Source organism: Spiroplasma kunkelii CR2-3x (genome assembly GCF_001274875.1).
Taxonomy (GTDB): domain Bacteria; phylum Bacillota_I; class Bacilli_A; order Mycoplasmatales; family Mycoplasmataceae; genus Spiroplasma; species Spiroplasma kunkelii.
Genome location: NZ_CP010899.1, coordinates 199,918 through 225,826 on the forward strand (window position 1 = coordinate 199,918; position 25,909 = coordinate 225,826).

28 protein-coding genes, 2 tRNA genes and 1 pseudogene are annotated in these 25,909 nt (G+C 29.2%); 26 read left to right on the plus strand and 5 right to left on the minus strand.

Annotated features, from left to right (window positions below):
- Nucleotides 1–23: 23 nt before the first annotated feature.
- The 3 genes from topA (at nt 24) to SKUN_RS01000 (ending at nt 3,804) form a co-directional block, all read left to right on the plus strand.
- A complete protein-coding gene (gene topA / locus SKUN_RS00990; RefSeq protein ID WP_053390486.1) occupies nt 24–2,018 on the plus strand; it encodes a type I DNA topoisomerase in 1,995 nt (664 codons plus the stop codon).
- 127 nt (nt 2,019–2,145) lie between these two features.
- The gene (locus SKUN_RS00995; RefSeq protein ID WP_053390487.1) at nt 2,146–2,469 is read left to right on the plus strand and encodes a S1 RNA-binding domain-containing protein; all 324 of its coding nucleotides are present in this window, start codon (nt 2,146–2,148) and stop codon (nt 2,467–2,469) included.
- Between the two features lie 60 nt (nt 2,470–2,529).
- A complete protein-coding gene (locus SKUN_RS01000; protein WP_053390488.1) occupies nt 2,530–3,804 on the plus strand; it encodes a glucose-6-phosphate isomerase in 1,275 nt (424 codons plus the stop codon).
- Between the two features lie 35 nt (nt 3,805–3,839).
- Here SKUN_RS01000 and coaD read toward each other — a convergent pair whose 3' ends face one another.
- Complete coding sequence (gene coaD / locus SKUN_RS01005; protein WP_053390489.1) at nt 3,840–4,262, minus strand: pantetheine-phosphate adenylyltransferase; 423 nt, start codon at nt 4,260–4,262, stop codon at nt 3,840–3,842.
- Between the two features lie 246 nt (nt 4,263–4,508).
- Between coaD and SKUN_RS01010 the strand changes: the two genes are divergently transcribed.
- The 6 genes from SKUN_RS01010 (at nt 4,509) to SKUN_RS01035 (ending at nt 12,970) form a co-directional block, all read left to right on the plus strand.
- Entirely contained in the window at nt 4,509–6,176 is a 1,668-nt protein-coding gene (locus SKUN_RS01010; RefSeq protein ID WP_053390490.1) for a ribonuclease J, read from the plus strand.
- 102 nt (nt 6,177–6,278) lie between these two features.
- On the plus strand, nt 6,279–9,281 hold the full coding sequence (locus SKUN_RS01015) for a DNA translocase FtsK (RefSeq protein WP_053390491.1): 3,003 nt from the start codon (nt 6,279–6,281) through the stop codon (nt 9,279–9,281).
- A gap of 158 nt (nt 9,282–9,439) precedes the next feature.
- Entirely contained in the window at nt 9,440–10,306 is an 867-nt protein-coding gene (locus SKUN_RS01020; protein WP_053390492.1) for an energy-coupling factor transporter ATPase, read from the plus strand.
- On the plus strand, nt 10,294–11,211 hold the full coding sequence (locus SKUN_RS01025; protein ID WP_053390493.1) for an energy-coupling factor transporter ATPase: 918 nt from the start codon (nt 10,294–10,296) through the stop codon (nt 11,209–11,211). Before SKUN_RS01020 ends, SKUN_RS01025 begins: the two co-directional genes overlap by 13 nt.
- Before the next feature lie 5 nt (nt 11,212–11,216).
- A complete protein-coding gene (locus SKUN_RS01030) occupies nt 11,217–12,188 on the plus strand; it encodes an energy-coupling factor transporter transmembrane component T family protein (RefSeq protein WP_053390494.1) in 972 nt (323 codons plus the stop codon).
- A complete protein-coding gene (locus tag SKUN_RS01035) occupies nt 12,188–12,970 on the plus strand; it encodes a tRNA pseudouridine synthase A (protein ID WP_053390495.1) in 783 nt (260 codons plus the stop codon). Before SKUN_RS01030 ends, SKUN_RS01035 begins: the two co-directional genes overlap by 1 nt.
- Nucleotides 12,971–13,102: 132 nt before the next feature.
- Here the strand turns inward: SKUN_RS01035 and SKUN_RS11870 are convergent.
- From SKUN_RS11870 to SKUN_RS01045, 3 genes and pseudogenes are all read right to left on the minus strand, one after another.
- Nucleotides 13,103–13,216: pseudogene (locus SKUN_RS11870) on the minus strand (IS30 family transposase); the annotation flags it as partial.
- 58 nt (nt 13,217–13,274) lie between these two features.
- Nucleotides 13,275–13,469, minus strand: coding sequence for a spiroplasma phage ORF1-like family protein (locus SKUN_RS01040; protein WP_053390496.1), 195 nt, complete (start codon nt 13,467–13,469; stop codon nt 13,275–13,277).
- Nucleotides 13,453–13,701 (minus strand): hypothetical protein, encoded by a 249-nt coding sequence (locus SKUN_RS01045; protein ID WP_053390497.1) that lies wholly within the window; start codon nt 13,699–13,701, stop codon nt 13,453–13,455. Before SKUN_RS01045 ends, SKUN_RS01040 begins: the two co-directional genes overlap by 17 nt.
- A gap of 372 nt (nt 13,702–14,073) precedes the next feature.
- Between SKUN_RS01045 and SKUN_RS01050 the strand changes: the two genes are divergently transcribed.
- The 8 genes from SKUN_RS01050 to SKUN_RS01085 all read left to right on the plus strand — a co-directional run bounded on the left by SKUN_RS01050 (nt 14,074) and on the right by SKUN_RS01085 (nt 20,226).
- Nucleotides 14,074–15,189, plus strand: a complete 1,116-nt coding sequence (locus SKUN_RS01050; RefSeq protein ID WP_053390498.1) for a hypothetical protein — start codon at nt 14,074–14,076, stop codon at nt 15,187–15,189.
- Between the two features lie 95 nt (nt 15,190–15,284).
- Nucleotides 15,285–15,361: transfer RNA gene (locus SKUN_RS01055), tRNA-Ile, on the plus strand.
- An 18-nt stretch (nt 15,362–15,379) separates the two neighbouring features.
- A tRNA-Ala gene (locus tag SKUN_RS01060) sits at nt 15,380–15,455 on the plus strand.
- A gap of 181 nt (nt 15,456–15,636) precedes the next feature.
- Nucleotides 15,637–16,566, plus strand: coding sequence for a hypothetical protein (locus SKUN_RS01065; RefSeq protein WP_053390499.1), 930 nt, complete (start codon nt 15,637–15,639; stop codon nt 16,564–16,566).
- Between the two features lie 79 nt (nt 16,567–16,645).
- Nucleotides 16,646–17,098: a 50S ribosomal protein L9 gene (rplI, locus tag SKUN_RS01070; protein ID WP_235511238.1), complete on the plus strand. Its 453-nt coding sequence runs from the start codon at nt 16,646–16,648 to the stop codon at nt 17,096–17,098.
- 3 nt (nt 17,099–17,101) lie between these two features.
- A complete protein-coding gene (dnaB, locus tag SKUN_RS01075) occupies nt 17,102–18,478 on the plus strand; it encodes a replicative DNA helicase (protein WP_053390501.1) in 1,377 nt (458 codons plus the stop codon).
- Nucleotides 18,479–18,532: 54 nt separating this feature from the next.
- Entirely contained in the window at nt 18,533–19,747 is a 1,215-nt protein-coding gene (locus SKUN_RS01080) for a lipoprotein (RefSeq protein ID WP_053390502.1), read from the plus strand.
- Between the two features lie 8 nt (nt 19,748–19,755).
- Nucleotides 19,756–20,226: a 23S rRNA (pseudouridine(1915)-N(3))-methyltransferase RlmH gene (locus SKUN_RS01085; protein ID WP_053390503.1), complete on the plus strand. Its 471-nt coding sequence runs from the start codon at nt 19,756–19,758 to the stop codon at nt 20,224–20,226.
- A gap of 124 nt (nt 20,227–20,350) precedes the next feature.
- On the opposite strand, the gene SKUN_RS10150 is transcribed toward SKUN_RS01085, so the two are convergent.
- On the minus strand, nt 20,351–20,521 hold the full coding sequence (locus tag SKUN_RS10150; RefSeq protein ID WP_235511240.1) for a hypothetical protein: 171 nt from the start codon (nt 20,519–20,521) through the stop codon (nt 20,351–20,353).
- A gap of 484 nt (nt 20,522–21,005) precedes the next feature.
- Here SKUN_RS10150 and rpsJ point away from each other — a divergent pair, with 484 nt between their 5' ends.
- The 9 genes from rpsJ to rplP all read left to right on the plus strand — a co-directional run bounded on the left by rpsJ (nt 21,006) and on the right by rplP (nt 25,907).
- A complete protein-coding gene (gene rpsJ, locus SKUN_RS01095; RefSeq protein ID WP_053390504.1) occupies nt 21,006–21,314 on the plus strand; it encodes a 30S ribosomal protein S10 in 309 nt (102 codons plus the stop codon).
- A 64-nt stretch (nt 21,315–21,378) separates the two neighbouring features.
- A complete protein-coding gene (rplC, locus tag SKUN_RS01100) occupies nt 21,379–22,155 on the plus strand; it encodes a 50S ribosomal protein L3 (protein ID WP_053390505.1) in 777 nt (258 codons plus the stop codon).
- Between the two features lie 22 nt (nt 22,156–22,177).
- Nucleotides 22,178–22,804: a 50S ribosomal protein L4 gene (rplD, locus tag SKUN_RS01105; protein ID WP_053390506.1), complete on the plus strand. Its 627-nt coding sequence runs from the start codon at nt 22,178–22,180 to the stop codon at nt 22,802–22,804.
- The gene (gene rplW, locus SKUN_RS01110) at nt 22,804–23,091 is read left to right on the plus strand and encodes a 50S ribosomal protein L23 (RefSeq protein WP_053390507.1); all 288 of its coding nucleotides are present in this window, start codon (nt 22,804–22,806) and stop codon (nt 23,089–23,091) included. Before rplD ends, rplW begins: the two co-directional genes overlap by 1 nt.
- Before the next feature lie 55 nt (nt 23,092–23,146).
- Nucleotides 23,147–23,983 carry a 50S ribosomal protein L2 gene (gene rplB / locus SKUN_RS01115; protein WP_053390508.1) on the plus strand — a complete coding sequence of 279 codons (837 nt, stop codon included), beginning with the start codon at nt 23,147–23,149 and terminating at the stop codon, nt 23,981–23,983.
- A gap of 87 nt (nt 23,984–24,070) precedes the next feature.
- Nucleotides 24,071–24,346, plus strand: a complete 276-nt coding sequence (gene rpsS, locus SKUN_RS01120) for a 30S ribosomal protein S19 (RefSeq protein WP_053390509.1) — start codon at nt 24,071–24,073, stop codon at nt 24,344–24,346.
- Nucleotides 24,347–24,377: 31 nt separating this feature from the next.
- Complete coding sequence (gene rplV, locus SKUN_RS01125; RefSeq protein WP_004028427.1) at nt 24,378–24,716, plus strand: 50S ribosomal protein L22; 339 nt, start codon at nt 24,378–24,380, stop codon at nt 24,714–24,716.
- A gap of 19 nt (nt 24,717–24,735) precedes the next feature.
- The gene (gene rpsC / locus SKUN_RS01130) at nt 24,736–25,494 is read left to right on the plus strand and encodes a 30S ribosomal protein S3 (protein ID WP_053390510.1); all 759 of its coding nucleotides are present in this window, start codon (nt 24,736–24,738) and stop codon (nt 25,492–25,494) included.
- Nucleotides 25,494–25,907 (plus strand): 50S ribosomal protein L16, encoded by a 414-nt coding sequence (gene rplP, locus SKUN_RS01135; protein WP_053390511.1) that lies wholly within the window; start codon nt 25,494–25,496, stop codon nt 25,905–25,907. The genes rpsC and rplP overlap by 1 nt, the downstream gene beginning before the upstream one ends.
- Nucleotides 25,908–25,909: the final 2 nt, after the last annotated feature.

Sequence of the window (25,909 nt, forward strand, 5' to 3'; positions counted from 1 at the left end):
TTAAAAAATAAAGGAGAGAAAACATGGCACAGACGCTGGTAATAATGGAGTCCCCAACTAAAACAAAAGCAGTTGAAAAATATCTTGGCGAAAATTATTTAGTTTTATCATCAGAAGGACATATTCGTAATTTATCAACAAAAGGTCAGTATGGGTTAGGAGTAGATATTAAAACTTTTGAACCAAGTTATAAAATGGAACGTGGAAAAAAAGAAATTATTAAAAAATTAAAACAAGAAGCCAAAGCAGCAGATTTGATTATTCTAGCAACCGACCCTGATCGAGAAGGAGAAGCAATTGCTTATCATTTAAATGAAGTTTTAAATTGTGGTGAGAAATCTCGCCGTGTTCGCTTTAATGAAATTACAAAAGAAGCAGTGTTAGAGGCATTTCAACATCAAACAGATTTAGATATGAATTTAGTTCATTCACAAGAAACTCGACGAATTTTAGACCGTTTTATTGGTTTTCGCTTAAGCAAATTGTTACAGAAAAAGATTAAGTCAAAATCAGCTGGACGAGTACAATCGGTTGCTTTAAAGTTAGTTGTTGAACGAGAAAAAGAATGGCAAAACTTTGTGCCGGAGGAATATTGGACTGTTGAAGGATTATATAAAAAGGCAGTTGTTAAATTAACAAAATTTAAGGATTATAAAATTGAATTAAAAGTAGAAGCAGATGTTCTAAAAGTTAAAAAAGCTTTAAAAAAAGATTTTGTTGTTGTTCAAATTAAAGAAAGTGAAAAACAACGAAAATCACCGAATCCACATACTACTTCAACAATGTTACAAGAAGCAAGTAGTAAAATGGGTTTTGCTTCAAATAAAACATCATTAATCGCTCAGCAATTATACGAAGGAATTAAAGTTAAAGATAATATTACTGGATTTATAACATATCCGCGTACAGATTCAATTCGATTAAGTGATAAGTTTGTTCAGGATGCTTTTGACTATATTACAATTAAATATGGAACAGAATATTTAGGTGGAGTTAAAACACAACCAAAAAATAAAAAAAATGTGCAAGATGCTCATGAAGCAATTCGTCCAACTGATTTAACAATGACACCAGAAGCGGCAAAAGAATATTTAAGTCGTGATCAAATACGTTTATATAAAATTATTTATAATCGTTCGTTAGCTAGTTTAATGGCGAATGCAAAGTTATTAAGTAAAGCAATTATTTTAGATAATAATAATTATGAATTTCGGATGACAGGAAGTACGATTCAATTTGATGGGTTTTTAAAATGTTATTTTTTAGAAGGTAATGAAGAAATTGTAAAGTTGCCAATGTTAAAACCAAATCAAATTATTAATTTAAATGAATTATATGGAATTCAACATTTTACTAAACCACCGAGTCATTACTCTGAAGCGAAATTAATTAAGACATTAGAGGAAATTGGGGTTGGACGTCCATCAACTTATGCACCAATTATGCAAACATTAAAAGATCGTGGTTATATTATTGTAGAAAACAAAGCAATTAAAGCAACTGAAAAAGGGATTTTAACAAGTGATAAATTACAAGAATATTTTAGTGATATTATTAACGAAACATACACTTCAACAATTGAAAAAAGTTTGGATATGATTGCACACGGTGACGCAGAACCAAAACCATTATTAAAAGAATTTTGAGAACGATTTGAGCCACGCATTGAAGCAACAATGGAATTAATGGAAGAAATCCCAGTTGAGAAGTCGGGGATTGAATGTCCAGAATGTGGAAATGATTTGGTATATCGGTATGGAAAATACGGTAAATTTATTGCATGTTCAGGGTTTCCAAAATGTCATTATATTCATCAGACTGGTCCAAAATTTGGTCCTTGTCCAGAATGTGGCGTTGGTGAAATTATTTTGAAATTTAATAAGCGACGTCAACGTTTTAAGGCGTGTACTAATTATCCAAATTGTAATTACACTGATTCATATAAAGAAGAAAAGACTGAACAAGAAGAAAATAATAGCGAAAATAACGGATTGTATCGAATTAATTTATTAAAATAATAAACGATACTTTTTTATGCTAGATATTTATGCAAAATATTTTATTAATATTTTATTATTTAGAAAATGATTTTCATAGTTCTAGTGGTATAATTAGTACAGTTTCAGAAAGGGGATGTGACGAATTATGTATGTAAAAGGAAAAAAAGTTTTTGCAAAAGTTACAAACATTACACCGTTTGGTGCATTTTGTGAATTAAAAAATGCTGCTGGATTAATCCACATTAGTGAGATTTCAGATTACTATGTAAGAGATATCAAAGAATTTGTTAATATTGGTGACAATGTTGAAGTAGAGGTACTAGACTATGACCCAGTTAAGAAACAAGTAAAATTAAGTTATAAAAATTGCAGACCTGAATTATTGAAAAAGAATAATAGTCAAATTCAAGAAACAGGAGTAGGATTCCAAATGTTAAGTGAAAAAATTAATTCACTAACAGGTAAATAAATTAAAATTTTTACAAATGTAAGGTTTTTTAGTTAGATAGAAAGCAGGCATATTATTAAAATGATTAAAGTAGATTTTACTAATGCATTAGCCGAATCTGTTTTTAACAAATATTTAGGGCGAGTTAAAGATATTCACCAAATGATTCATAATAAAACAGGATTAGGAAATGATTTCCTTGGTTGAGTTGAGTGACCAAATAATTATGATCAAGCAGAGTTTGCAAAAATGAAACAAACAGCAAACAAATTAGCTAGTGAAATTAACGTTTTATTGGTAATTGGAATTGGTGGGAGTTATCTTGGTGCGCGAGCAGCAATTGAAATGATTAATGGGCTATATAGTCAACAAAAAGTAGAAATCATTTATATTGGAAATACAATGTCTTCAACTTATACAGTACAAGTTTTGAAATATCTTCAAGATAAAAAATTTGGAATTTGTGTTGTGTCTAAATCAGGGACAACAACTGAGTCAGCAATTGCATTTCGTCTTTGCAAAGAGCTTTTAGAAAAAAAAGAAGGAAGCCTAAAAGCAGCCAACTTAATTGTTGCTATTACAGATAAAGAGAAAGGTGCTCTAAAAATATTATCTGATAAAGCAGGTTATCAAACCTTTGTTATTCCGGATGACATTGGGGGAAGATATTCAGTGTTAACCCCAGTTGGTATTTTCGCAATGTTAGTAAGTGGTATTAATGTTGATAATGTCTTTAAAGGAGCACAACAAGCTTATCAAGATACTTTAAATGATGATTTTACTAATCATGCATATAAATATGCTGTTGGACGTTATATTTTAAATCAAGAGGAAAAATATAAAGCAGAAATGCTTGTAACTTATGAGTTACAAATGCAGATGATTACCGAATGATGGAAACAATTATTTGGGGAATCAGAAGGAAAAAAATCAAAGGGTTTGCTACCATTATCGTGTGTTTTTTCGACAGATTTACATTCTTTTGGTCAGTTCATTCAAGAAGGGACAAAAAATATTTTATTTGAAACAGTTATTGCAATTAAAGAACCACAAATTGATCTTAATCTGCCAAAAGCAGCAGTAGATACCGATGGTTTAAATTATCTCGCTGGAAGAACATTGCATGAAGTAAATACGATTGCTGTTGAAAGCGTTGTTGCTGCTCATGCAAAAGTTGGGCATGTTCCAAATATTGTTTTAGAATTTGCAACAATGGATGATAAAATGTTTGGTTATTTAGCATATTGATTTATGAAAGCTTGTGCAATGTCAGCTTACTTGTTAGAGATAAATCCATTTGATCAATCAGGAGTTGAGATTTATAAACAAAATATGTTTAATTTATTAGGAAAATAAAAGACAAAATAAAAAATATTGAGTTTCAATATTTTTTATTTTTTTAATTGCTTAATTTGGTTTAAAAAAGTTGAAGAAATTTCATTCAAACCATAATCGGCAATAAAAAAAATTGTTTCCAGATCTTTATTTAATTGTTTATTAGCAAAAGCTAACTTCATTTCATATTTTAAATCGTTATTATTTCGTAGTCCTCGAATAATATATTTAACCCCTAATTGTTTAGCAAAATTACTAGTTAACATTTGGTCATTAATAACAATTTCAATATTTAAATTAATGTTTTGACAAGCTATGGCAGCTTGTTCAGCGCGCGTTTTAATGTTTGTTTGATTTGATTTTTCTAAATTATTCGTAATTACAACATATAATTTTGAAAAGATAGTACTTGTTTTTTTAATAATATTAAGATGACCATCATGAATTGGGTCAAAACTACCTGGAAAAATTGCTTTCAAGATTATTTTCACATCCTTTTAAATATTATTATTTTAACTCAAAAAATGTGTTATGATAATAGCAATATGATATTTTTCCGATTATTTGGATATTTTTTTTAATAGTAATGTATAATAATTAAGATTACATTTATTTAGAGAGATTACATTTGTATTAAGGGGAAAAATGTATAAATGTATTTAAAAAATAAAATGTAAATAAGTATTAATTAATGAACAACGAATAGAAAGTAGACGATTTTAATTATGGCAAAAATTAATTTTTTCGCTCTTGGTGGATTAGACGAGCGAGGTAAAAATTTATATTGCATTGAGGTAGAACAAGATATTTTTATTTTTGATGCGGGAACAAAAAATCCGGAACGTGGAATTTTAGGAATTGATGTAGTAATTCCTAATTTTGATTATCTAAAGGAAAACCGTACTCGAATTAAAGGTGTTTTTATTACAAAACCTTCGTATGAATGTTCTGAAGCACTTACTTATATTTTAAAAGAATTGGCATTCCCAGTTTATGGAAGTGATTTAACTTGTAATATTTTAAAATTCCATTTACAACGTTTTAAAGTTCGTGGTAAAGAAGAATGTTTTCATGTTATCAATGCAAAAGATATTCTTGATTTTGGTTTATGCAAGGTTGAAGTATTTTCAACAACAACAAATATGCCAAATAGTTTTGGTTTTGCATTACATACACCTGATGGCACAATTATTTATACTGGAGATTATATTTTTGATGCTAAAGCAGACCCTAATTTTGCAACAGATTTACAACATTTAAATCAAATTATTGCTAAAAATAAGGTACTATTATTTTTATCAGAAGCCTCATCAGCTTCACGCCGTGATTATACAGCACCAAACCATAAGATTAAAAATTATATTGAACGAGCTGTTAAAGAAACAGAAGATCGTATTATTTTAGCTTGTTTTGATCAAGATTTACATAAAATTAGTGAGTTATTTGATTTAGTTCGTGAAAATAATATTTCAGTTGGAATTTATGGTCAAACTTTATTAGAATCATTAAAAGTGTTATCGGATAGTAAAAAACTAAATTTCAATGGAATTAATTTAAAAGGATTACAAGAAGCAGTTAAAGAAGAAAAATCATTAATTATTGTAACTGGTAGTGGAGAACGTTTATATAGTCGTTTGATTAAAATTGCTTCTGGTAATGATGATATTCTAGATATTAAAGAAAGTGATACAATTATTTTAGCAACACCGCCAAACCCAGGAAGTGAATTAAATCATGCCAATGTTTTAGATGAATTAGCACGAACTGTGGCAAAAACAATTGCTTTATCGGATAAAAAAGTTTGAACAATGACAGCAAGTTATGAAGATGTTAAATTAATGAGTTCAATTATTAATCCAAAATATTTTGTGCCAGTGAAAGGTTTATATAAAGATTTTGTGCAAGCAAAAATGGCAGCAATTGAAGCTGGGATTAATCCAGAACATATTTTTATTGTTGATAATGGTGAAGGTCTTGAATTTATTGATGGTGAATATACGAAAAAAAGCAATAAGGTAAAAACCGCTGATTTATATGTTGATGGAATTGGCGTTGGTGACATTGGAGCAGTTGTTTTAAATGAACGAAAGCAATTAGCTACTGATGGAGTTGTTATTATAGGAGTTTCAATTGATAGTAAAACAAAGGAATTGGTTTCTTTAATTGACACCCAAATGCGAGGAGTAATTTATATTCAAGAAAATAATGATATTTTCCGTAAAATGCAAAAAGTTATTATTGAAATTATTGAGAAACATTATAAAAAAGCTGTTGTTGGTGAAATGTATGATGTCAATGAAGTAAAAAATGAAATTAGATCGACAATTAGTTCATTTGTTAAAACAGAAACAGGAAAAACACCAATTATTTTAGCAATTGTGAATGAAATTTAATTTTATGATATATTTATAGTAGATAAATATTTGAAGCTTTTAAAATGTATGGTCATATTTAAAGTAATTTTTAAATATTTAGAATTTTAGGAGGGCTGCACTATGGAAAAGAAATCTTATGATGATCAGAATGAGAAAACTGCAATCTTAAAAGTCAAAAAAAAGCAGCGTCGTAATGATTCAATCGGGTGAGTAATTGGGGCATTATTAGTGACGTTTTTTACTATTCTTGCCATAGGGCGAATTACTTTAATTGGGCAATTTATTGATGATGTTTTATTTACATTTGCATTTGGCTGGTTTAAGTATTTAATGTATTTTGTATGCTTAGTGTTAGGTTTGACAATTTTTATTGGAGTACGGATTTGATTAAAATCACGGTTAATTTGAATGGTGGTAACCTTTATCATTTTGTTCTGCTGATTGGTAAGTAGCATTTTGTTAATTTATCAATATGCTAACGAGCAAATGGCATATTTTGATAAAACTGTTTTTTTAGATGTTGTTAAGAATTATTTGCAACGCTGACAAGATGCATCAATTTTTAATCCTAATCCAAACCATCCGATAACATTTGTTGGTTTAAATGGTGCTTGAATTACTTTATATGCTGGAGGGGGTATGATTGGCAATCTTTTAGCCGGGATTGCTAGTTATACTACCATTTTTGGTTCACTAATTTTGTGTTTATCAGTTTTTTTATTATGATGAAGTTGAGTCGCAACCGGAACAGCAATTGGGATGTTTTTACCAAAAAATCAACGTCAGCAACAAGGTGTACGTGTATTACGTTTATCAGCAAATCGACGTCAAAAGCAAAATATTTACCAAAATTTTAATATTCCCGATGAGGAATTATTTTCAGCTCGGCAAGTTATGCATACAACAGAAGCATCAGATATTACAATTCAAATGCCGTCATATACAACCTTACATGACCAACATTTAATTGATGATTTAATTGCCGATGATTTTGTTGGTAAGAAAAAAATGAAACAAAATTATGTTCGTTTTGATAATCAAACTAGTTCTACACCAGAATTACGAAAAGAACCTTTTAATGCAAAAGAACGTTTTAATGATTATCATTCAGGGCTTTCACAGTCAGCACATTCTTCGCAATTGCCGCACCGTTCACGAATGCAATTAACACCGGATCAATATATTCAACCACGTAATCGCCGTAGTAGCCGTAGTAATAATACGCTTAATAAAAAACTTGATGATTTACCAGTGTATGGTTCTTATTATGGAAAAGATATTAATATTGATGTTGCACGCGATAAGTTTAATTCAGCAACTGATATCACTATCACGCCTTTTGGAAAAATTAATCGAAGTAGTAATTCAATAATTTTAAAGCAAACATCATTTTATGATGAACAATTACCAACAGAAGAATTTAATTCAACGCCATCAGAGCAATTTGAAACAGTTGATATTAATGAAGGAATTTATCATTGACAAAGTAATTCAGAATATAATCATCCATTAGAACCATATCAAGATGAATATTATTCTAATTATGAGCCACCATTAATGGAACAACAAAATTTTGACATGCCGTATCAACCACTCCACCGTGCTATGAAACCCAAGTCAATTGAGATTAATAAAAAAAATAGTCAAACTATTTTGCGCCAAAATACTTTTAATAATCCACATTACAAATTACCAAATTTAGGTTTATTAAGTCCAAAGGAAGATAATCGTCGTAATAATGAACGAAATAAAATTGCTGCGCAAAAGAAAGCAGTGAAAATTAATCAAGTTTTTCAACAATTTAATATTGCTGCTAGTGTCCAAGGAATTAATATTGGCCCAACTATTACAAAATTTGAAGTTCAAATGCAACCAGGAGTGAAAGTTAACAAAATTATGCATTTAGAAAATGATCTAAAATATGCTTTAGCGACTCAAAATGTTCGAATTGAAGCCCCAATTCAGGGAAAGTCAGCGGTTGGAATTGAAATTGCTAATGAAATTAGTAATAAAGTAACATTACGTGAAATTATGGAATGGTTACCATTAGAAAAACAAGATCGTAAATTATTAGTTGGCATTGGTCGTAGTGTGAACGGAGAAATTATTTTTGTTGAATTAGATAAAATGCCACATTTATTAGTTGCTGGTTCAACAGGTAGTGGAAAATCTGTTTGTATTAACACCATTTTATCATCGTTAATATTACGAACAAAACCATCGGAAGTTAAATTATTATTAATTGACCCAAAACAGGTTGAATTAGCTGTTTATAATAATTTACCCCATTTATTAGCGCCAGTTATTACAGATACTAAATTAGCAAATTCTGCCTTAAAAAAAATAATTGCTGAAATGGAACGTCGTTATAGTATGCTATCAGAACGTGGAGTCCGTAATATTGAATCGTTTAATAAAAAAGTTATAGCAAAAGATCGCTTACCTTATATTGTTATTATAATTGATGAATTAGCTGACTTAATGATGACAGCTGGAAAAGATATTGAAGATTCAATTATGCGAATTACGCAATTAGCTCGTGCCGCTGGAATTCATATGGTGATTGCAACACAACGACCTTCAACAGATGTTATTACCGGAGTAATTAAAACAAATATTCCATCGCGAATTTCCTTTTCAGTTACTTCAGCAATTGACTCTCGTACAATTTTAGACCAAGGTGGGGCTGAAAAACTAATTGGGTATGGTGATATGTTATATGCGCCTGCCGGGCAAAATATTCCAATCCGTGCGCAAGGGGCATTTATTTCTGATGATGAAATTCAACGATTAGTTGAATTTTGCCGTGCTCAACAAGAACCTGATTATGATGAAGATTTTTTAAATTTTGAAATAAATAGTGAAACAGGAAGTAGCAATGAAAACGACAATATTGATTCATTCTATCAAGAAGTTAAACGTTTTGTGATTTTAAATCAAAAAGCTTCGACATCTTTAATTCAACGAAAATTCTCAATTGGATATAATCGTGCTAGTCGTTTAATTGATGCTTTAGAAGAAAATGGGATTATTGGTCCACAAAATGGAGCAAAACCACGAGATGTCTATGTTCAAAATATTGACTTAGATGATAATCCTTTTAATGATGGCGGTTATTGATAGAGCGCAGATAATTTTCAAAAAGTAATGATTTATTGTGTATTTATAATTTTTATATATAATTAATGGTATAATTGGAAAGATAAAATTTTAATTAATATTTTTAAATATTGAGTATATAATTAAAATATTATGTAAAAAAACATTAAGGATAAGAAGAAATGGCCAAAAAAACAAAAAAAATAAATGTAAAGTTAGAAAAACTAAATTATATTTCATTAAAATTAACTGATGTTGAATTTCGCTATCGGGAAAATCATCCTAATGCTGTTGATGGAGTTAGTTTTGAAATTAACCATGGGGAATATGTTACAATCATTGGACATAATGGTAGTGGAAAATCAACAATTAGTAAAATTATTATTGGTGTTTTACGCCCACAAAAAGGGAAAATTGAAGTTTTTGGTAATGAAGTTCATTCATCAACAATTACAGGAATTCGAAAATTTTTAGGAATTGTGTTCCAAAATCCAGATAATCAATTTATTGGATCAACAGTTCGTGATGATATTGCATTTGGACTTGAAAATCGCCAAATTCCGCAAAAAAAAATGCAAGCAATTATTGAAAAAGCTGCTGCAAAAGTTGGTATGAATAATTTTCTTGACCATGAACCACTAATGCTATCAGGAGGACAAAAACAACGGGTTGCAATTGCTTCAGCACTAGCATTATCACCAGATATTATCATTTTTGATGAAGCCACAAGTATGTTAGATCCAAAAGGACGAAAAGAAATTAAACAAATTATGGTGGATTTAAAAGAATCACGTGAAAAAACAATTATTTCAATTACGCATGATATGGATGAAATTTTAAATTCTGATAAAGCTATTGTTATGAATAAAGGTCAAATGGTTAAATGTGGAAAACCACATGAAGTTTTGTATGATGAAGAGTTTTTAAAATCAATTCATTTAGATGTTCCTTTTGTTTCAAAAGTCGTTGATAGTTTACGCTTAAATGGTTTAAAAGTGAAAAATACACTAAATCTTAGAGAGTTGGTGGATGAGATATGTCAAAAGTAAAAAAACAACCTAAAATTGAAGCATTACAAAATGTTGATATTACATTCACAAATGTTTCTTATGTTTATTCTCCTAAAACACCTTATGAATATACTTCCTTGCAAGATATTAATGTTGTTATTAAACCTGGGAAAATTACTGCTATTATTGGATCAACAGGAAGTGGCAAATCAACCTTAATTCAACATATCAATGGTTTATTAATTCCAACGACAGGAGTGGTTGATACAAATGGTTTTATTATTAAAGCAAAACAAAAACGCATTAAAAATATTAAACAATTACGAAAATCAATTGGTTTAGTGTTCCAGTTTCCAGAATATCAATTATTTGAAGAAACAATTGAAAAAGATATTATGTTTGGTCCAGTTCACTTGGGCGAAACTAAAGAAGTTGCTCGAGAAAATGCAAAAAAATACCTAGAAATGGTTGGTTTACCATTAAATTATTTAGAGCGTTCACCATTTGATTTATCAGGAGGGCAAAAACGCCGGGTTGCGATTGCGGGAATTTTAGCGATGGAAGGTAATACTCTAATTTTAGATGAACCAACCGCTGGATTAGATCCTGAAGGTGAAGAGGATTTTATTAAGTTATTTCAACGGATTAATAAGGAACAAAATAAACGGATTATTTTAGTAACGCATAACATGGACCATGTTTTAGAAATTGCTGATGAAGTTATTGCTTTAAAAGAAGGCCGAGTTTTTAAAGTTGGATCACCATTTGAAATTTTTAAGGATAAAAATTTATTACAAGAATTATTAATTGAACCACCAAAAATTTATCATTTGATTTATCAATTGCAAGAAAAAGGTCTTGATTTAACAAATGTTAATATTCGTACTATTGACCAATTAGCAAAAAAAATTATTGAACATAAAGAACAAAAAAGAAAGGGATAAAAGAGATGCGCTTATCATTTGGACGTTATATTGCTTATAATTCCCCAATTCATCGAATGGATCCACGGGTAAAATTATTTATGTTGTTTTTATTAATGATATCAATCTTTTTTTCAACTGGTTTTACCGGTTATTCCATTTTAGGAATAACAATTTTTAGTTTGTTCTTTTTAGCCAAATTACCGCCAAGGTTATTACGATCATTACTAAAACCAATCTTATTTATGTTTATTATTTTGTTGTTAATTAATTGTTTTTTGGTTACGGATGGTTATATTGGATGACATTGAGGTGGAAAATCAACAGCAACAGGACCTGTTGCTGCGGGAGGAAAAAGTTGATTTGCTTTTTCAGAAAAAGCTATTTTTAATGCCCTTTATATGGCATGTCGGATTTATTTAATGATTTTAATTACAACAATTTTAACGGCAACAACGCGTCCATTAGATTTAACTTTAGCGTTAGAAGATTTATTAAGTCCATTAAAATTAGTGCGTTTTCCAGTTCATATTTTATCAACAATTATTTCAATTGCCTTACGAATGATTCCAACTTTAATTGAAGAAACGGGACGGATTATGAAAGCGCAAGCCTCACGTGGGGTTGATTTTAAAAATGGTCATTTTAAAGATAAAATTAAGTCAACAACAGCGTTAATTATTCCATTATTAGTATCAGCATTTCAAAAAGCTGAAGATTTAGCATATGCAATGGATGCTCGAGGCTATGACCCCCATGCCAAACGAACACGTTATCGTCATTATCGAATTCATTTTCCTGATGTGTTATTATTTATTTTTGGAGTTGGAATTGCTTGCATTATTATTGCTCAATCAGTAACAATCGGACAATATGAAACTTTTTATCAACTTTGACATTGAGATAACAATTCTAATGCATGAATATTTGGTAAAATTAAAACAGGATTTTTACAAATTCGGATTCCACATATTGATGAATTTGTTTTAGGATGATAATGTTATATTTATTATTAAGTATTGAATATGATGGTTATGATTATAGTGGCTGAGTTAAACAAAAAAATGCTCGAACAATTCAAGGTGAATTGGAAAAAGCATTTTTTGGTATTTGTCATCAAAAAATTTGAACTTTAGGAGCTAGTAAAACTGATGCTGGTGTGCACGCTTGTGATCAAAAGGTATTAGTAAAACTAACATTTCAACCAAGACATTTAGCTTTTTTTATTAAAACCGTTAGTCAAACTTTACCACCAAATATTAATATTAAAGGATATCAGTTTGTAGCTGAAAATTTTAGTGTTCGAACTGTAAAAGTAAAAGAATATGTTTATACAATTAATGATCAAGAGTATGATCTTTTTAACCACCGTTATGAACTTAAAGTTAATGCACCATTAAATGTTAAAAAGTTACATCAAATTAGTCAAATTTTTGTTGGAACACACGATTTTGCTTATTTTGCAGGGGTTAAACCAACCGAAGATATTGCAACAGTACATACAATTAACAAAATTTGGGTTAAACGAAACAAAGCAAAAAAAATTGAAATTCATTTTAGAGGGAAAATTTTTATTCGTTATCAAATTCGCATGTTGACACAAAATATTTTAGCTTGTTATGCTGGCAAAGTTAGTTTAACTGAACTACAAGCACAATTAAACTGCCCGCCTAAAGGAACAACAACAAAATATTGTGCAAAACCATATGGTTTATGTTTGAAAAAAATTAAATATTTGTATACTGTAAAACTAAACTATAAAAAGTTAATAATATTATAACAAATTAAAAATAAAAATCAATAATTACAAAAAATAACAAAATAAAAATATTATTTTTAATATTTATTTTCAAAATTATAAAATTAAACATAACAAAAAAATAGATTTTATTAATCATATGCAAACATTAATTTAATTTGAAAAAATTTTTTTAAAATATTGTCTTGATGTAAAATTTTCCAAACAAGGTCTAATTGTATTATTTAATATATCTAAAATAGATTTTAATCTACTACGAATATTAATTTTTATATATTATAATTATAACATTTTAAATAAGGAGATAAAAATATGAAAAAATAACTTAGCATACTCTTGGATAATGATTTTCTTTATAACGCTCAATATTGTCGACAATTTTTTTAGATACATCATACATGTTATATTTTACAGCAAAAGCATAAATAAAATCAGTTAAATCATTCAAAAAATTCCCCTTTTTAACATCATAAAATTTTTCAACCATATATGTATTTTTTCAACTATACATACCTAACATTATTTTTTATCCTCCTTTCTTTCAATTTTTTTTTATCTTTTTTCTTTCCTCGAATTTGTTTAATTTTTTGAAAAATTGATAAACCAATTCAAGCAAAAATTCCCAATAAAATAATAATACTAAATATTATTGTTAATCAAGTTGGCACAATATAACTCCCTTCTAAAAAATTAAAAAATTGAAATTTGCAAACTCGCTCCGCTCGTTGTCGCTCCGCTCCATTAAAAAACATTATTGAATAAATTATCCGCTAATAAATTACGCGGAATAATTTATTCTTTTACTTTTTAATTTCAATATCTTTTGCAATCTTATTAACAGTATTAATAACATTATCTTTATCATACTTTTTCACTAGCGACTGCAAAATAAAATATTGCTTTGTTTGCATAATTTCAACCTCCTATAATTAACTTAAAAAAGTTAATTAAATTAATAGTTAACTTTTTATCGGTTGGCATTTACAATTTACAATTAAAATAATTTTAATTAGTATGCTTTTCTTTAAAAAATAAATATGATACTATATATTATTTTACTTTTTTATGGTAAAATTCATAGTAACAATTATGGGTAGAAAATAGGGAAAAATGAGGTGCAAAAAATGAATAATGGTTTTTATATTTTACCAAATGAAGAAGGATATTTAGTAAAGTCACATGATACTAATAGTGAAATTGCGCTATTTAGAAGTCGTCGTGATGCAGAAGTGTTTATTAGCACTTTAACATTATCACCAACCCCTGCCTTTTCAAATAATTATTCATCAGGAACTTCAATTCCTCAATATTCATCGCAACCTCAGCAAATTATTACGCCATATTCGACCAATGGTACTTCACCACAAGTATTTTTTATTCAACAACCAGCTCCAGCGCAACAAGTAGCCCCACAACCATATACATTTTATTCGATGATGCCACCAATTTCGCAAATGGGAGGAATGTGTCATGGTATGTATCCAAATTATTATGGACAACAAAATAATCCTTATGGACCATGAGGATGTACTTGTGGGCATAATAATTCAGTTTATAATGAACATTTTGAAAGAAATCCGCACATTAAAAATAATGAAGGTTTAAAACCGGGTTGAAATAATGCTAGCAATGATTTGAATATAAAAAAAAATAATCAATTAAAAGATGATACAGTTCCTTGAACACAGAAAAATGATGAATATTCAAATAATGGGTATGAAGAACAACTAGTTCAATCGCCGGTTGAAGAATATAATCCCCAAACAATTATTAATCAAGGCCCAAATAATACGGTTGCAACTGATGAAATATTAGGACAACAATATAATGATGTTCCAGTTACTGTTTCAGAGCCTATAATAACTCCAAATGTTTATTCAGAGGAAGTGCAACAACAAGAAAATTATTCCCAACCAACCAACAATCAACCATACTATGAACAAGCTTTTGTTTCTAATCCGGTTTTTCTTAATCAACAATCAAAACAGTCAGAACAATATGAGCAACCAAAACAAGTGGCAAAACCAATTAATGTAGCTAATGATGATGAATTCTTTAATTTTGCAAATGAACAAGAATTTAATAACAATTCCAAAATTTCAAAAAAAGAAACAAAACGTTTATTGAAAGAAGAATTAAAAGCAGTTAAAATGCAAACAAAATTAGAAAAACAGAATCGTAAAAAAGCAAAACGTAAAGGGGCACTTGATATTGAAGAATTAGACCCAATTGTAGAATAAAAAGCAAAATTAATTTTGCTTTTTATTTTTTTTAAAATATTTTAAATTTATGGTTGTTTTTTAAATAAAATTAATGTTATAATTATTTAAGTTTTCGGGCTATAGCTCAGCTGGTTAGAGCGCACCCCTGATAAGGGTGAGGTCGATGGTTCAAGTCCATTTAGCCCGACCATTTTTTTATAAGAATTTTGGGCCCGTAGCTCAGTTGGGAGAGCGCCTGCCTTGCACGTAGGGGGTCGACGGTTCGATCCCGTTCGGGTCCACCATTTCAAAATAGATTTAAACAATTAATTAAAAAAGCATATTAAATTATTAATATGCTTTTTTAATTGAATTTAATGGTTGCTTATTACTATTATCCTGAATTTTTGTGAGAGGGGATTAATATAATTGCTTTTTTTGGTATAATATATTTAATTTAAAACAGAATATAAACAGGGGTGAAGGATGTCAATTTTTGATAAAAATGAAAACGAAAGATATGCATATTTTTTAACGAATTTTAAAGAAATCCTTGCAGATTGAGTAGTTATGATTAATGATAAATTTATTAAGTCATCATTAGACAATTCATCAACTAAATTATTTGGAATGAATGTTGATAAAGCAATTTTATTTTTTGATATTAATTTAGATGCAAATAATGAATTACATGAATTAGGAATTATTAAAGAAAGTTATAGTATTGATTTAACAAATGATTTAGATTTGAATTTAGGGAAAAAAATAAATAAGAAAAACGAAGGAAAAAATTATGATTTAATTTATAACCAAATTGATAATTTTTTTATTGAAGATTCAGAATTATTAAAATTTTGTGAATATACATTAAATATTACTAATTTATCAATGGAAACGAATGGGCCAACAATTAGTGCTTTGAATAATTATAAATCAGTTGCTTTTAATAGTTATCCAACAAAAATTTATGAATTATTAGATTGATTTGGTATTGAAATTGTTGATACAATTAATAATGGATTAAAAGTAAAACGTTTTGGTGTTAAAGACAATAGTACTGGTATTAATAGCAAGATAAGAAGAAAACCAAGATTAATGTCAAATAAAAATTTAAAAAATATTGATAATGATGATAACAAAATTAATAAAGAAATAATTTTTACTGAGTATTTTGCAAATAATGGTAATATTAGTGCTAAGTTAATTGCTTTAAATAAGTTATTACCACTGTTAGAAGAAAAACGAGCTGAAATTAAAGATTTTAATCCTAAGTTAGAATATGATATTTTTAGTTTTTTACAACATACAAAATATCGGAATTCTTTAACATATCAAGAAGATAGCGAAGCTGAAAAACGTTTGGATAAAGTTTTTAAAAAAGCGGTGCTATCGTTATATTTATTAGATATTGCTTAAAAAGCGAAGAAAATAATTCGTTTTTTATTTATTAAAATTATTTTAAGAAGTTTTCCGTTATAATTTGTAGTAGGTGATTATGATGAAAGTTATTTTAATTAAAGATGTTAAAGGAAAAGGAAAAGTTAATGATGTAATTGATGTTGCTGATGGTTATGCAAAAAATTATTTAATTAAAGAAGGTTTTGCAATTTCAACAACTTCTGCTAATTTGGCTAAATTAAATGTTGTTTTATCACAGAAAGCAGCACAAGAAGCAGCAGTAAAAGCTTCTTTAGAAGAATTAAAAGCAACATTAGAAGAATTAACATTGAATTTTAAATTAAAAGTTCATGATAATAAAACATTTGGTTCTGTTTCTTTAAAACAAATTGAAGATTGATTAGCAAAAAAATTTAATTTAAAAGTTGATAAAAAGAAATTTATTGATAATAATAATTTAACAAGTTTTGGGTTACATTACCTAAAAATTAAATTAGCTCCAAATATAATTGCAACATTAAAAGTGATGGTAGAAAAAAAGGAGAGTTAATTAATGGAAAACATCAATAAAACAGAATTAAATAAACTTAATGTTATTAATGATGCGGAAAAAAATGTTTTAGCAATAATTGCACACTCCATTACAGCAGCTGAAGAAGTTTTTTCAATTTTAACAGAAGAAGATTTTACTGTAATGAATTACAAAGTAATTTTTAAAACTTTACAAGAACAATTTTCAGCAAAGGTTGCTATTAATATTACAACATTAAGCAATTATATGTTAAAAAATAATATTTTAAATAAAGTTGGTGGCATTGAATTTTTAACTGATTTATTTCAATCATATACAACAGATGTTAATTTATCTGAATATTTAGATATTATTATTAAAAATACAACCTCACGTCGATTAAAGGCTGTTGTTGATAGTATTAATCGTAAGATTAATGCTCATCAGCCAATTGATGAAGTTGTTAGTCATGCAGAAAAAGAAATCTTAGATGTTAAAAAAGAGCGAAAAGGGAATTTATTTAAAACTTCATATGATGAAGTTGATAAAGTACTTCAAAAAATTGAATTGTTAGAAAATTCCGGTGAAATGTTAACAGGAAGTCCAAGTGGTTTTCGTGATTTAGATGGTATGACATCAGGTTTTCAAAAAGGGGATTTTATTATTTTGGCGGCACGTCCTTCAATGGGGAAGACAGCATTAGCTTTAAATTTTGCTGTTAAATCAGCTGATCAATCAAAAAAAGCAGTTGCTATTTTTTCAGTTGAAATGCCAGCGGAACAATTAATTCAAAGAATGCTAGGAAGTTATTCAACAGTTGATTCTGTTAAAGTTCGAACTGGTAAAGGGTTAAAAACACGTGATTGAGAAAATATTACCAAGGCGGCAGATTTTTTAAAACAAACAAATTTATTTATTGATGATACACCAAGTTTGAAAGTTATTGAATTACAGTCAAAGTTAAGAAAATTATGTCGTGAAAACGAAGTTGGTTTAGTTGTTATTGATTATTTACAATTACTTAGCACTGGAACTAATTTTGGTGATTCACGTCAACAGGAAGTTTCAACAATTTCGCGGCAACTTAAAGCATTAGCACGTGAATTAGAGGTTCCAATTATTTGTTTATCCCAATTATCACGGTCAGTTGAAAAACGAGAAGACAAAAGGCCAATTATGTCTGATTTACGTGATTCAGGAGCAATTGAACAAGATGCGGATATTATTATGTTTTTATTTCGAGAAGAATATTACACTTCTCACGATTCAAATAATATGGAAGGACCAATGTTAGAAACAGAAAAAGCACAATTAATTTTATCAAAGCATCGAAATGGTCCAACTGGGAGTGTTGAATTATTGTTTGTAAAAAAACACGGTTCATTTGCTGATTATGGTTTGCAAAATAGAAAAATTTAGGATACTATATTAGTTAGTGAAAAATAAATTAGTGTTTAAGAAAAGAGGACTATAATGCGTAAGTTATTATCAATTTTTGCAACAACAACTTTGGTTACAGCATCATCAGCATCAGCTGTTTCTTGTAGTGGTGCACCACAAGGAAATCCTATTCCTACTTTTATATATAATGGAAATCAAAAATTTAGTCATGTTCCAATAGCAACTTGTAAATCAACAAATGGAATTGATGATGTAACCCAATCAGGAAAAGATGAAAATGGTGCTCCTTATGAATACAGTTTACAGGGGGGGCAATTGGGTTTAATTAATAATGCAATTAATCCTATTTTACATGGTATAAATTTAACAAAAGATAATAGTGTAATAACTGGTAAAGGAGCAAAGTGAACTGATGAGCAAATTGCAACTGGCTTAAAAGGGCAAAAGGATGAACTAATTAAAACTGCAAAAACTGATGCGCAAGATCTTTTTGATAATAGTAAAAAAATTAATCAAAAAGTATTATGAGAAGAATTTTTTAACAATTATTCAACTAGTTATGACTCATACTATAGTCAAGTTGCTTTCCTTGCAAATGAAAATAAAACAATTTTAAATAAAACAAATGATAATTTGGTGACAATGACTGGAAATGTAGAAAAAACAAAGAATAAAGAATGAGTTAAAGAACAAACTTGACCAGATGGCAAAAAAACTCCTCATACACCTTCATCATTAAAAGTATTATCACCTATAGCATCGATTCTTGAATGATTAAATGATCCAAAAAATGACTATAATCAAGGCTATGATCAAATTGATCAAAATCGTGGATATCAATCAGCACGTTATCTTGCAATTGTTATTCCTAATGTTACAATTCGCTTTGAGTTTCAAGGAGAACATAATCGTTTTACTTTTACAGCAACAATTGATAAATTAGTAGGTTATGCAAATTATCTTGTTTACGAAAATCCAAATATTACAAAAGATAGTCCAACTTATGGTCATCAATGATTTTTCCTAAGTTATGGTTTTTATGACTTTGAGAGTTTAAAAGATGATGATTATCATCACTATAATTTTAATGCGATTCCAGATGCTGCTAAGATTGATCAAAATATTAAAATTGCATTAGGTTTTGTTAAAAAAAATGATAATAAAGGAATTTTAACCGATGAAGAAGATAAGGAAGTTGGTAAACGTGGTCAATTCCCAACATCAGAAACAGCTTATACTTTTCCAGCTCTAAAATGAACAATTAATGTTGATTCAATTACTGACTAATATAAATAATGGATATTAAAATTCTGACAATTGGTTCATTAGATAAAAAATATCTAATAATTGGCTGTGAAACTTTTTTTGAACGAATTAAGCATTATGCAAAATTAGAAATTATTGAATTAAAAGAAGTTAATAATAAGAATGAACAAGTAACAATTAATGATCAAACAGCATTAGTAATAAAAAAACTATTAGATTATTCAGAATATTATAAAGTATTATTAGCATCACAAGGTCAAATTTTAACAAGTGAACAAATTGCTGCATATATTAAGGAAGTTAAAGAATTTAAAAAATCAAAGTTATTGTTTATTATTGGAGGCAGTCATGGCTTTAATAATAATGAATTATTGTCAAAGGTTAATTTTCAATTAAGTTTTGGAGCAATAACTTTACCACATCAATTATGCCGATTAGTATTATTAGAACAAATATATCGTAGTTTTAAGATTATTAATAATGAAAGTTATCATAAGTAATTTTTAAAAAGAACAACCAGATTATATTTTTTTTGGTTTTAGTTCTTTTTTTATTTTGGCAAGTTTGCTCTATCATTGCAATTTTTCGTTTTTACACTAATTCTGATAAAGCATTTGTTTTTTTCTAATAATAATTGCCGATAATAAGGACTATTTTTTTAGCTAATTTAATAACTTTAATTCGGTCAGTAACAGTCATATTATTAACATCAATATAATTAGGTTCCTTTGTTCTATAAGCTTGGTTTTTTAATTGCTTATTCTTTTTTTGAGCATTTAATAAAATTTTATACATTGGATTATTTTTATCAATGATTTTTTCTTTTTATCTAACTGTGGTTTTTTGTTTGTTTTGCGGTAAATTTCATGGCTTCGTGATGTTTTACGTGCTAAAGTTTCAAGTTGAATTTTAACCACCTGTGCTTTATGTTTTTGAATTTTTTGATAACGCAAATCATAACCATTGTCCTTTGTTTTTTTATATAATAATAATAATAATAGTTTTATTTTCTATTTCTTTTGCCATTTTTCTCCTTACTTTTCAACATGTAATTATTCCAATTTTATTTATTAATTATAAATTAGATGAAACAAAGAAGTAAAAAAGATAAAATATTTTATTTTTTTCTTAAAAAAAGACTTGCATTATTGACTATTATCCAATAAAATAAATAATCATGTATATTTTGTGGAAACATCTTTTGTGCCCTATCACTGATACACTGATAGGCGTTGTCAATGTTTACACAAAAAATATGAATAAATTAGGAGGAAAAGTAATGGCTCAAACTAAAATGAGAATTAAATTAAAAGGTTTTGATCACCGTGTGGTTGATCAATCAATTAAAAAAATCATTGAAGCAGCTAAAGCAGCAGGAGTAGAGGTAAAGGGACCAATACCTTTACCAACTGATCGTAATATCATTACTATTTTAAGAGCAACTCATAAATACAAAGATTCAAGAGAACAATTTGAAATGAGAACACATAAAAGAATTATTGATATTATTAATCCTGATGGTCCAAAGGTAATTGACACTTTAAAAAGAGTGCAGTTACCAAGTGGTGTGGAAATTGAAATGAAATAAATAACCATTCTTAAATTTAATTTATAGACAATATATACATGACGTATTTTCAAGGAGGAAAGAAATGAAAGGAATCTTAGGACGCAAAATTGGTATGACACAAATTTTTGCTACCGATGGTAGATTAATACCAGTTACAGTAGTTGAAGTAGAACATAATATTGTTTTACGAGTATTGACAAAAGAACAAAATGGTTATCAAGCGCTTCAATTAGCTGTCGAAGATAAAAGAATTAGTTTGGTTTCAAAACCAGACCAAGGACAATTCAAAAAAGCGAATACAACACCTAAGCGCTTCGTTAAAGAAATCAGAAATATGGATGGTTATAATTCTGGCGATATTATTAAAGCTGATATCTTTACTGCTGGGGAATTCGTTGATGTTACAGGAACTTCAAAAGGGAAAGGATTTACTGGTTCAATTAAAAGACATAACTATTCACGGGGACCAATGGGACATGGTTCAGGTTATCACCGTGGTGTTGGGTCGATGGGAGCTATTGCCCCAAATCGGATTTTAAAATCTAAAAAAATGCCTGGACATATAGGAACCGAAAAAGTAACAATTCAAAATTTAGAAATTATTGCAATTGATACTGAAAAAAATGCTTTATTGGTAAAAGGTTCAATTCCAGGTCCAAAAAAACAGTTTGTAGTTATTAAAGAAGCAATTAAAGGTTTAAAACCAAATACACCAACAGAATTACTTAAAAGAACTGTTGAAACAAAAACACCAGATCCCACAGTAAAAGAAGAAAAACCAGTTGAAGGAGTTGTTGATGCAGCAGTTGATACAACGCTAACAGCAGTCACTGATGCACCAGCATCAAAGACAGAATAGTTTTGTAGAAAGGAATTTTAAAATGAAATTACAAGTACTTGATGCGAATGGAACAAGCGTTAAAGAAATTAGTGTAAATGATGCCATTTGAGGAATTGAGCCACATCAGCAAGCAATGTTTGATGCTGTTATTGCGCAACAAGCCTCAATGCGTCAAGGCACACACAAAACTAAGACAAAAACTGAAGTATCTGGTGGGGGAAGAAAACCTTGAAGACAAAAAGGAACTGGTCGTGCTCGCCAAGGTTCAATTAGAGCACCACAATGAAAAGGAGGAGGGATTGTTTTTGGTCCAACTCCAGAAAAAAAATATTTAAAACATGTTAATAAAAAAGTTAGAAAATTAGCAATTAAATCTGCATTTTCGTTGAAAGTTCAAGATAAAAATATTATGATAATTGATCAATTTGGAATTGACAAACCTTCAACAAAAGCAATGGTTAAAGTTTTAAATAATTTAAAAGTTAATGGTGAAAAACTATTAATTATTACCACAGAAGGTGATGAAGTTAATTTTAAATCATCACGTAATATTGAAAAGGTAAATATAATTACATCAGCTGGGATTAATATATATGATTTATTAAATGCAAACAAATTATTAGTAACAGAACAAGCAATAAAAGCAATTGAGGAGGTGTACTCATAATGCATATTACAAATGTCATAAAAAAACCAATTTTATCAGAAAAAACATATCGTAATATGGCGAATGGGGTTTATACTTTTGAAGTTGCGCGTACAGCAAATAAAGTTCAAATTAAAAAAGCTTTTGAAAAAATATTTGAAGTAAAGGTTGAAAAAGTTAATGTTATTAATTATGATCCAAAAGAAAAGAAAATGGGAAAATTTGTTGGAGAGACAATATACACAAAACGTGCAATTATTAAATTAAAACCAGGTGAGAAATTAGATTTATTAGGAGAAGATAAATAATTCCAGGATACACTATCTGGGACTGTTTATTGGCGAAATAGGAGGATAAATAAAAATGCCAATTAAGAGTTTTAAACCAGTCACACCGAGTCGTCGTAATATGACGTCATTAGATTATTCCGTGTTGACAACTGATCGCCCGGAAAAATCATTAATTAAAACTCGGAAAAAACATGCTGGTCGTAATAACCAAGGAGTTATTACAACAAGACATAAAGGCGGCGGCCATAAAGTTAAATATCGTATTATTGACTTTAAACGTAATAAGGATAATATTATTGGAAAAATTGCAACAATTGAATATGATCCAAATCGTAATGCCTTTATTTGTTTAGTTAATTATGTTGATGGTGAAAAAAGATATATTTTAGCACCAAAAACCATCAAAGTTGGAATGCAAATTGTTAGTGCTGAGAAAACAGATATTAAAGTTGGAAACTGCATGAAATTAAAAAACATTCCAGAAGGGACTGTTCTACATAATTTAGAATTACGTCCAGGTAAAGGTGGACAATTAGCTCGTTCAGCTGGTTCATCAGTGCAATTTTTAGGAAAAGATGAAGATGGTAAATATGTCACAATTCGATTAACATCAGGTGAAGTTCGTAAAGTTTTAGGAGAATGTCGAGCAACAGTTGGTGAAGTTGGAAATGAAGACTACGCCCTAGTAAATTGAGGAAAAGCAGGACGAAACCGCTGACGTGGAATTCGTCCAACTGTTCGTGGGTCAGCTATGAACCCAAATGATCACCCCCATGGTGGGGGAGAAGGGAAAGCTCCGGTTGGTCGAAAAGCACCAATGACACCATGAGGTAAAAAAGCATTAGGAGTAAAAACTCGTAACAAGAAAAAAGCTTCAACTAAATTAATCGTTAGAAGACGTACTAAATAATCTTGCTAATTAGAGTCAATCCGACAAATAATAGTTAGTTGAAAGTAAAAATCAAAATTAGAGAGATTATATATAGGAGGTAAAACAATGTCACGAAGTCTGAAAAAAGGGCCATTTGTTGATAAATATTTACAAAAAAAAGTTGAAGCATTGAATACTGCGAATAAAAAAGAAGTTGTTAAAACTTGATCAAGAAGAAGCGTTATCTTCCCAGAATTTATTGGTCATACTTTTGCTGTCCACAATGGAAAAGAACATATTCCAGTTTATGTTACCGAAGATATGATTGGTCATAAATTGGGAGAATTCTCACCAACAAGAAAATTTGGTGGACATGGCGATGATAAGAAGAAGAAAAAATAATTAAATTCAGAAAGTGAGTATTATTATATAAATGGATGTAAGAGCAAACTTAAGAAGTATTAGAATATCGCCGCGAAAAGTAAGATTAGTTACCGATTTAATTCGGAATAAAAAAGTGGGAGACGCAATAGTTATTCTTAACAACACAAACAAAAAATCATCAGTTCCAGTTCAAAAATTAGTTAAATCAGCGGTAGCAAATGCCGTTAATAATAATGGATTGGATGCTGATCGCTTATTTATTAAAGAAATCTTCGTTAACGAAGGACCAACATTAAAACGTTTCCGTCCGCGTGCACATGGGCGAGCATATGAAATATTGAAGAGAACAAGTCACATCACAGTTACTGTTAGTGATGGACAACAATAAGAAAGGAAGATAACAAGAGATGGGTCAAAAAGTTAGTCCAACAGGATTACGCGTTGGAGTTATTAAAACGTGAGATTCAAGATGATACGCTGAAAAGCAAGAATATGTCAAATGATTGCATCAAGATATCAAGATTAGAAAAGCTCTAATGAAAGAATTAAAAGGAGCAAGTGTTTCTAAAATTGAAATTGAACGAACAAAAAAAGAAATTGTTATCTTTATTAGAACTGCTCGTGTTGGTGTTGTCTTAGGACAAGAAGGAAAAAACATCGCAAAATTAGTAAAATTAGTACATGTTACAATCGGCGATCGTAAAATAGAAGTAAAAATTAATGTTGTTGAAATTAAAAACCCAGACACTGATGCACAATTAGTGGCGAATACAATTGCTGAACAGATTGTTAATCGTGCTTCATTTAGAAGTGTTCAAAAATTAGCAATTAAAAAAGCAATGAAAGCTGGAGCACAAGGAATTAAAACTTCTGTTTCAGGACGTTTAGGTGGTGTAGATATGGCACGAACAGAAGGATATACCGAAGGAACCGTACCATTAGCAACTTTACGTAGTGATATTGATTATGCTTTAGCCGAAGCTTTAACAACCTATGGCCAAATTGGAGTTAAAATTTGAATTTGTAAGGGAGAAATCCTAAGCAAAGAATTAGTTTCTACAAGTGATGAAAAACCAAAGTTTGAAAAACGCGACTTTAATCGTTCAAACAATAATCGTCGTTATCAAGGACCAAAATCACACCCCGCTGCTAAGGAGGCAAAATAATGTTATTACCAAAAAGAACAAAATATCGTCGTCCGCATCGTATTAAATATGAAGGAAAAGCAAAAGGAAATACGAAAGTAGATTTTGGAGAATTTGGATTAAAATCACTAGATGGAGCCTGAATTACAAACCGCCAAATTGAAGCAGCGCGGATTGCAATGACACGTTATATGAAACGTTGAGGAAAAGTTTGAATTAGAATTTTTCCTCATATGGCAAAAACAAAAAAACCATTAGAAGTTCGAATGGGTTCAGGAAAAGGTTCACCTGAAGAATGAGTAGCAGTTGTTAAAACAGGAACGGTCATGTTTGAAGTAGCAGGTGTTTCTGAAGAAACTGCCCTTGAAGCATTACGATTAGCAATGCATAAATTACCAGTAAGATGTAAGATTGTTAAAAAAGGAGAAGAGTAAGA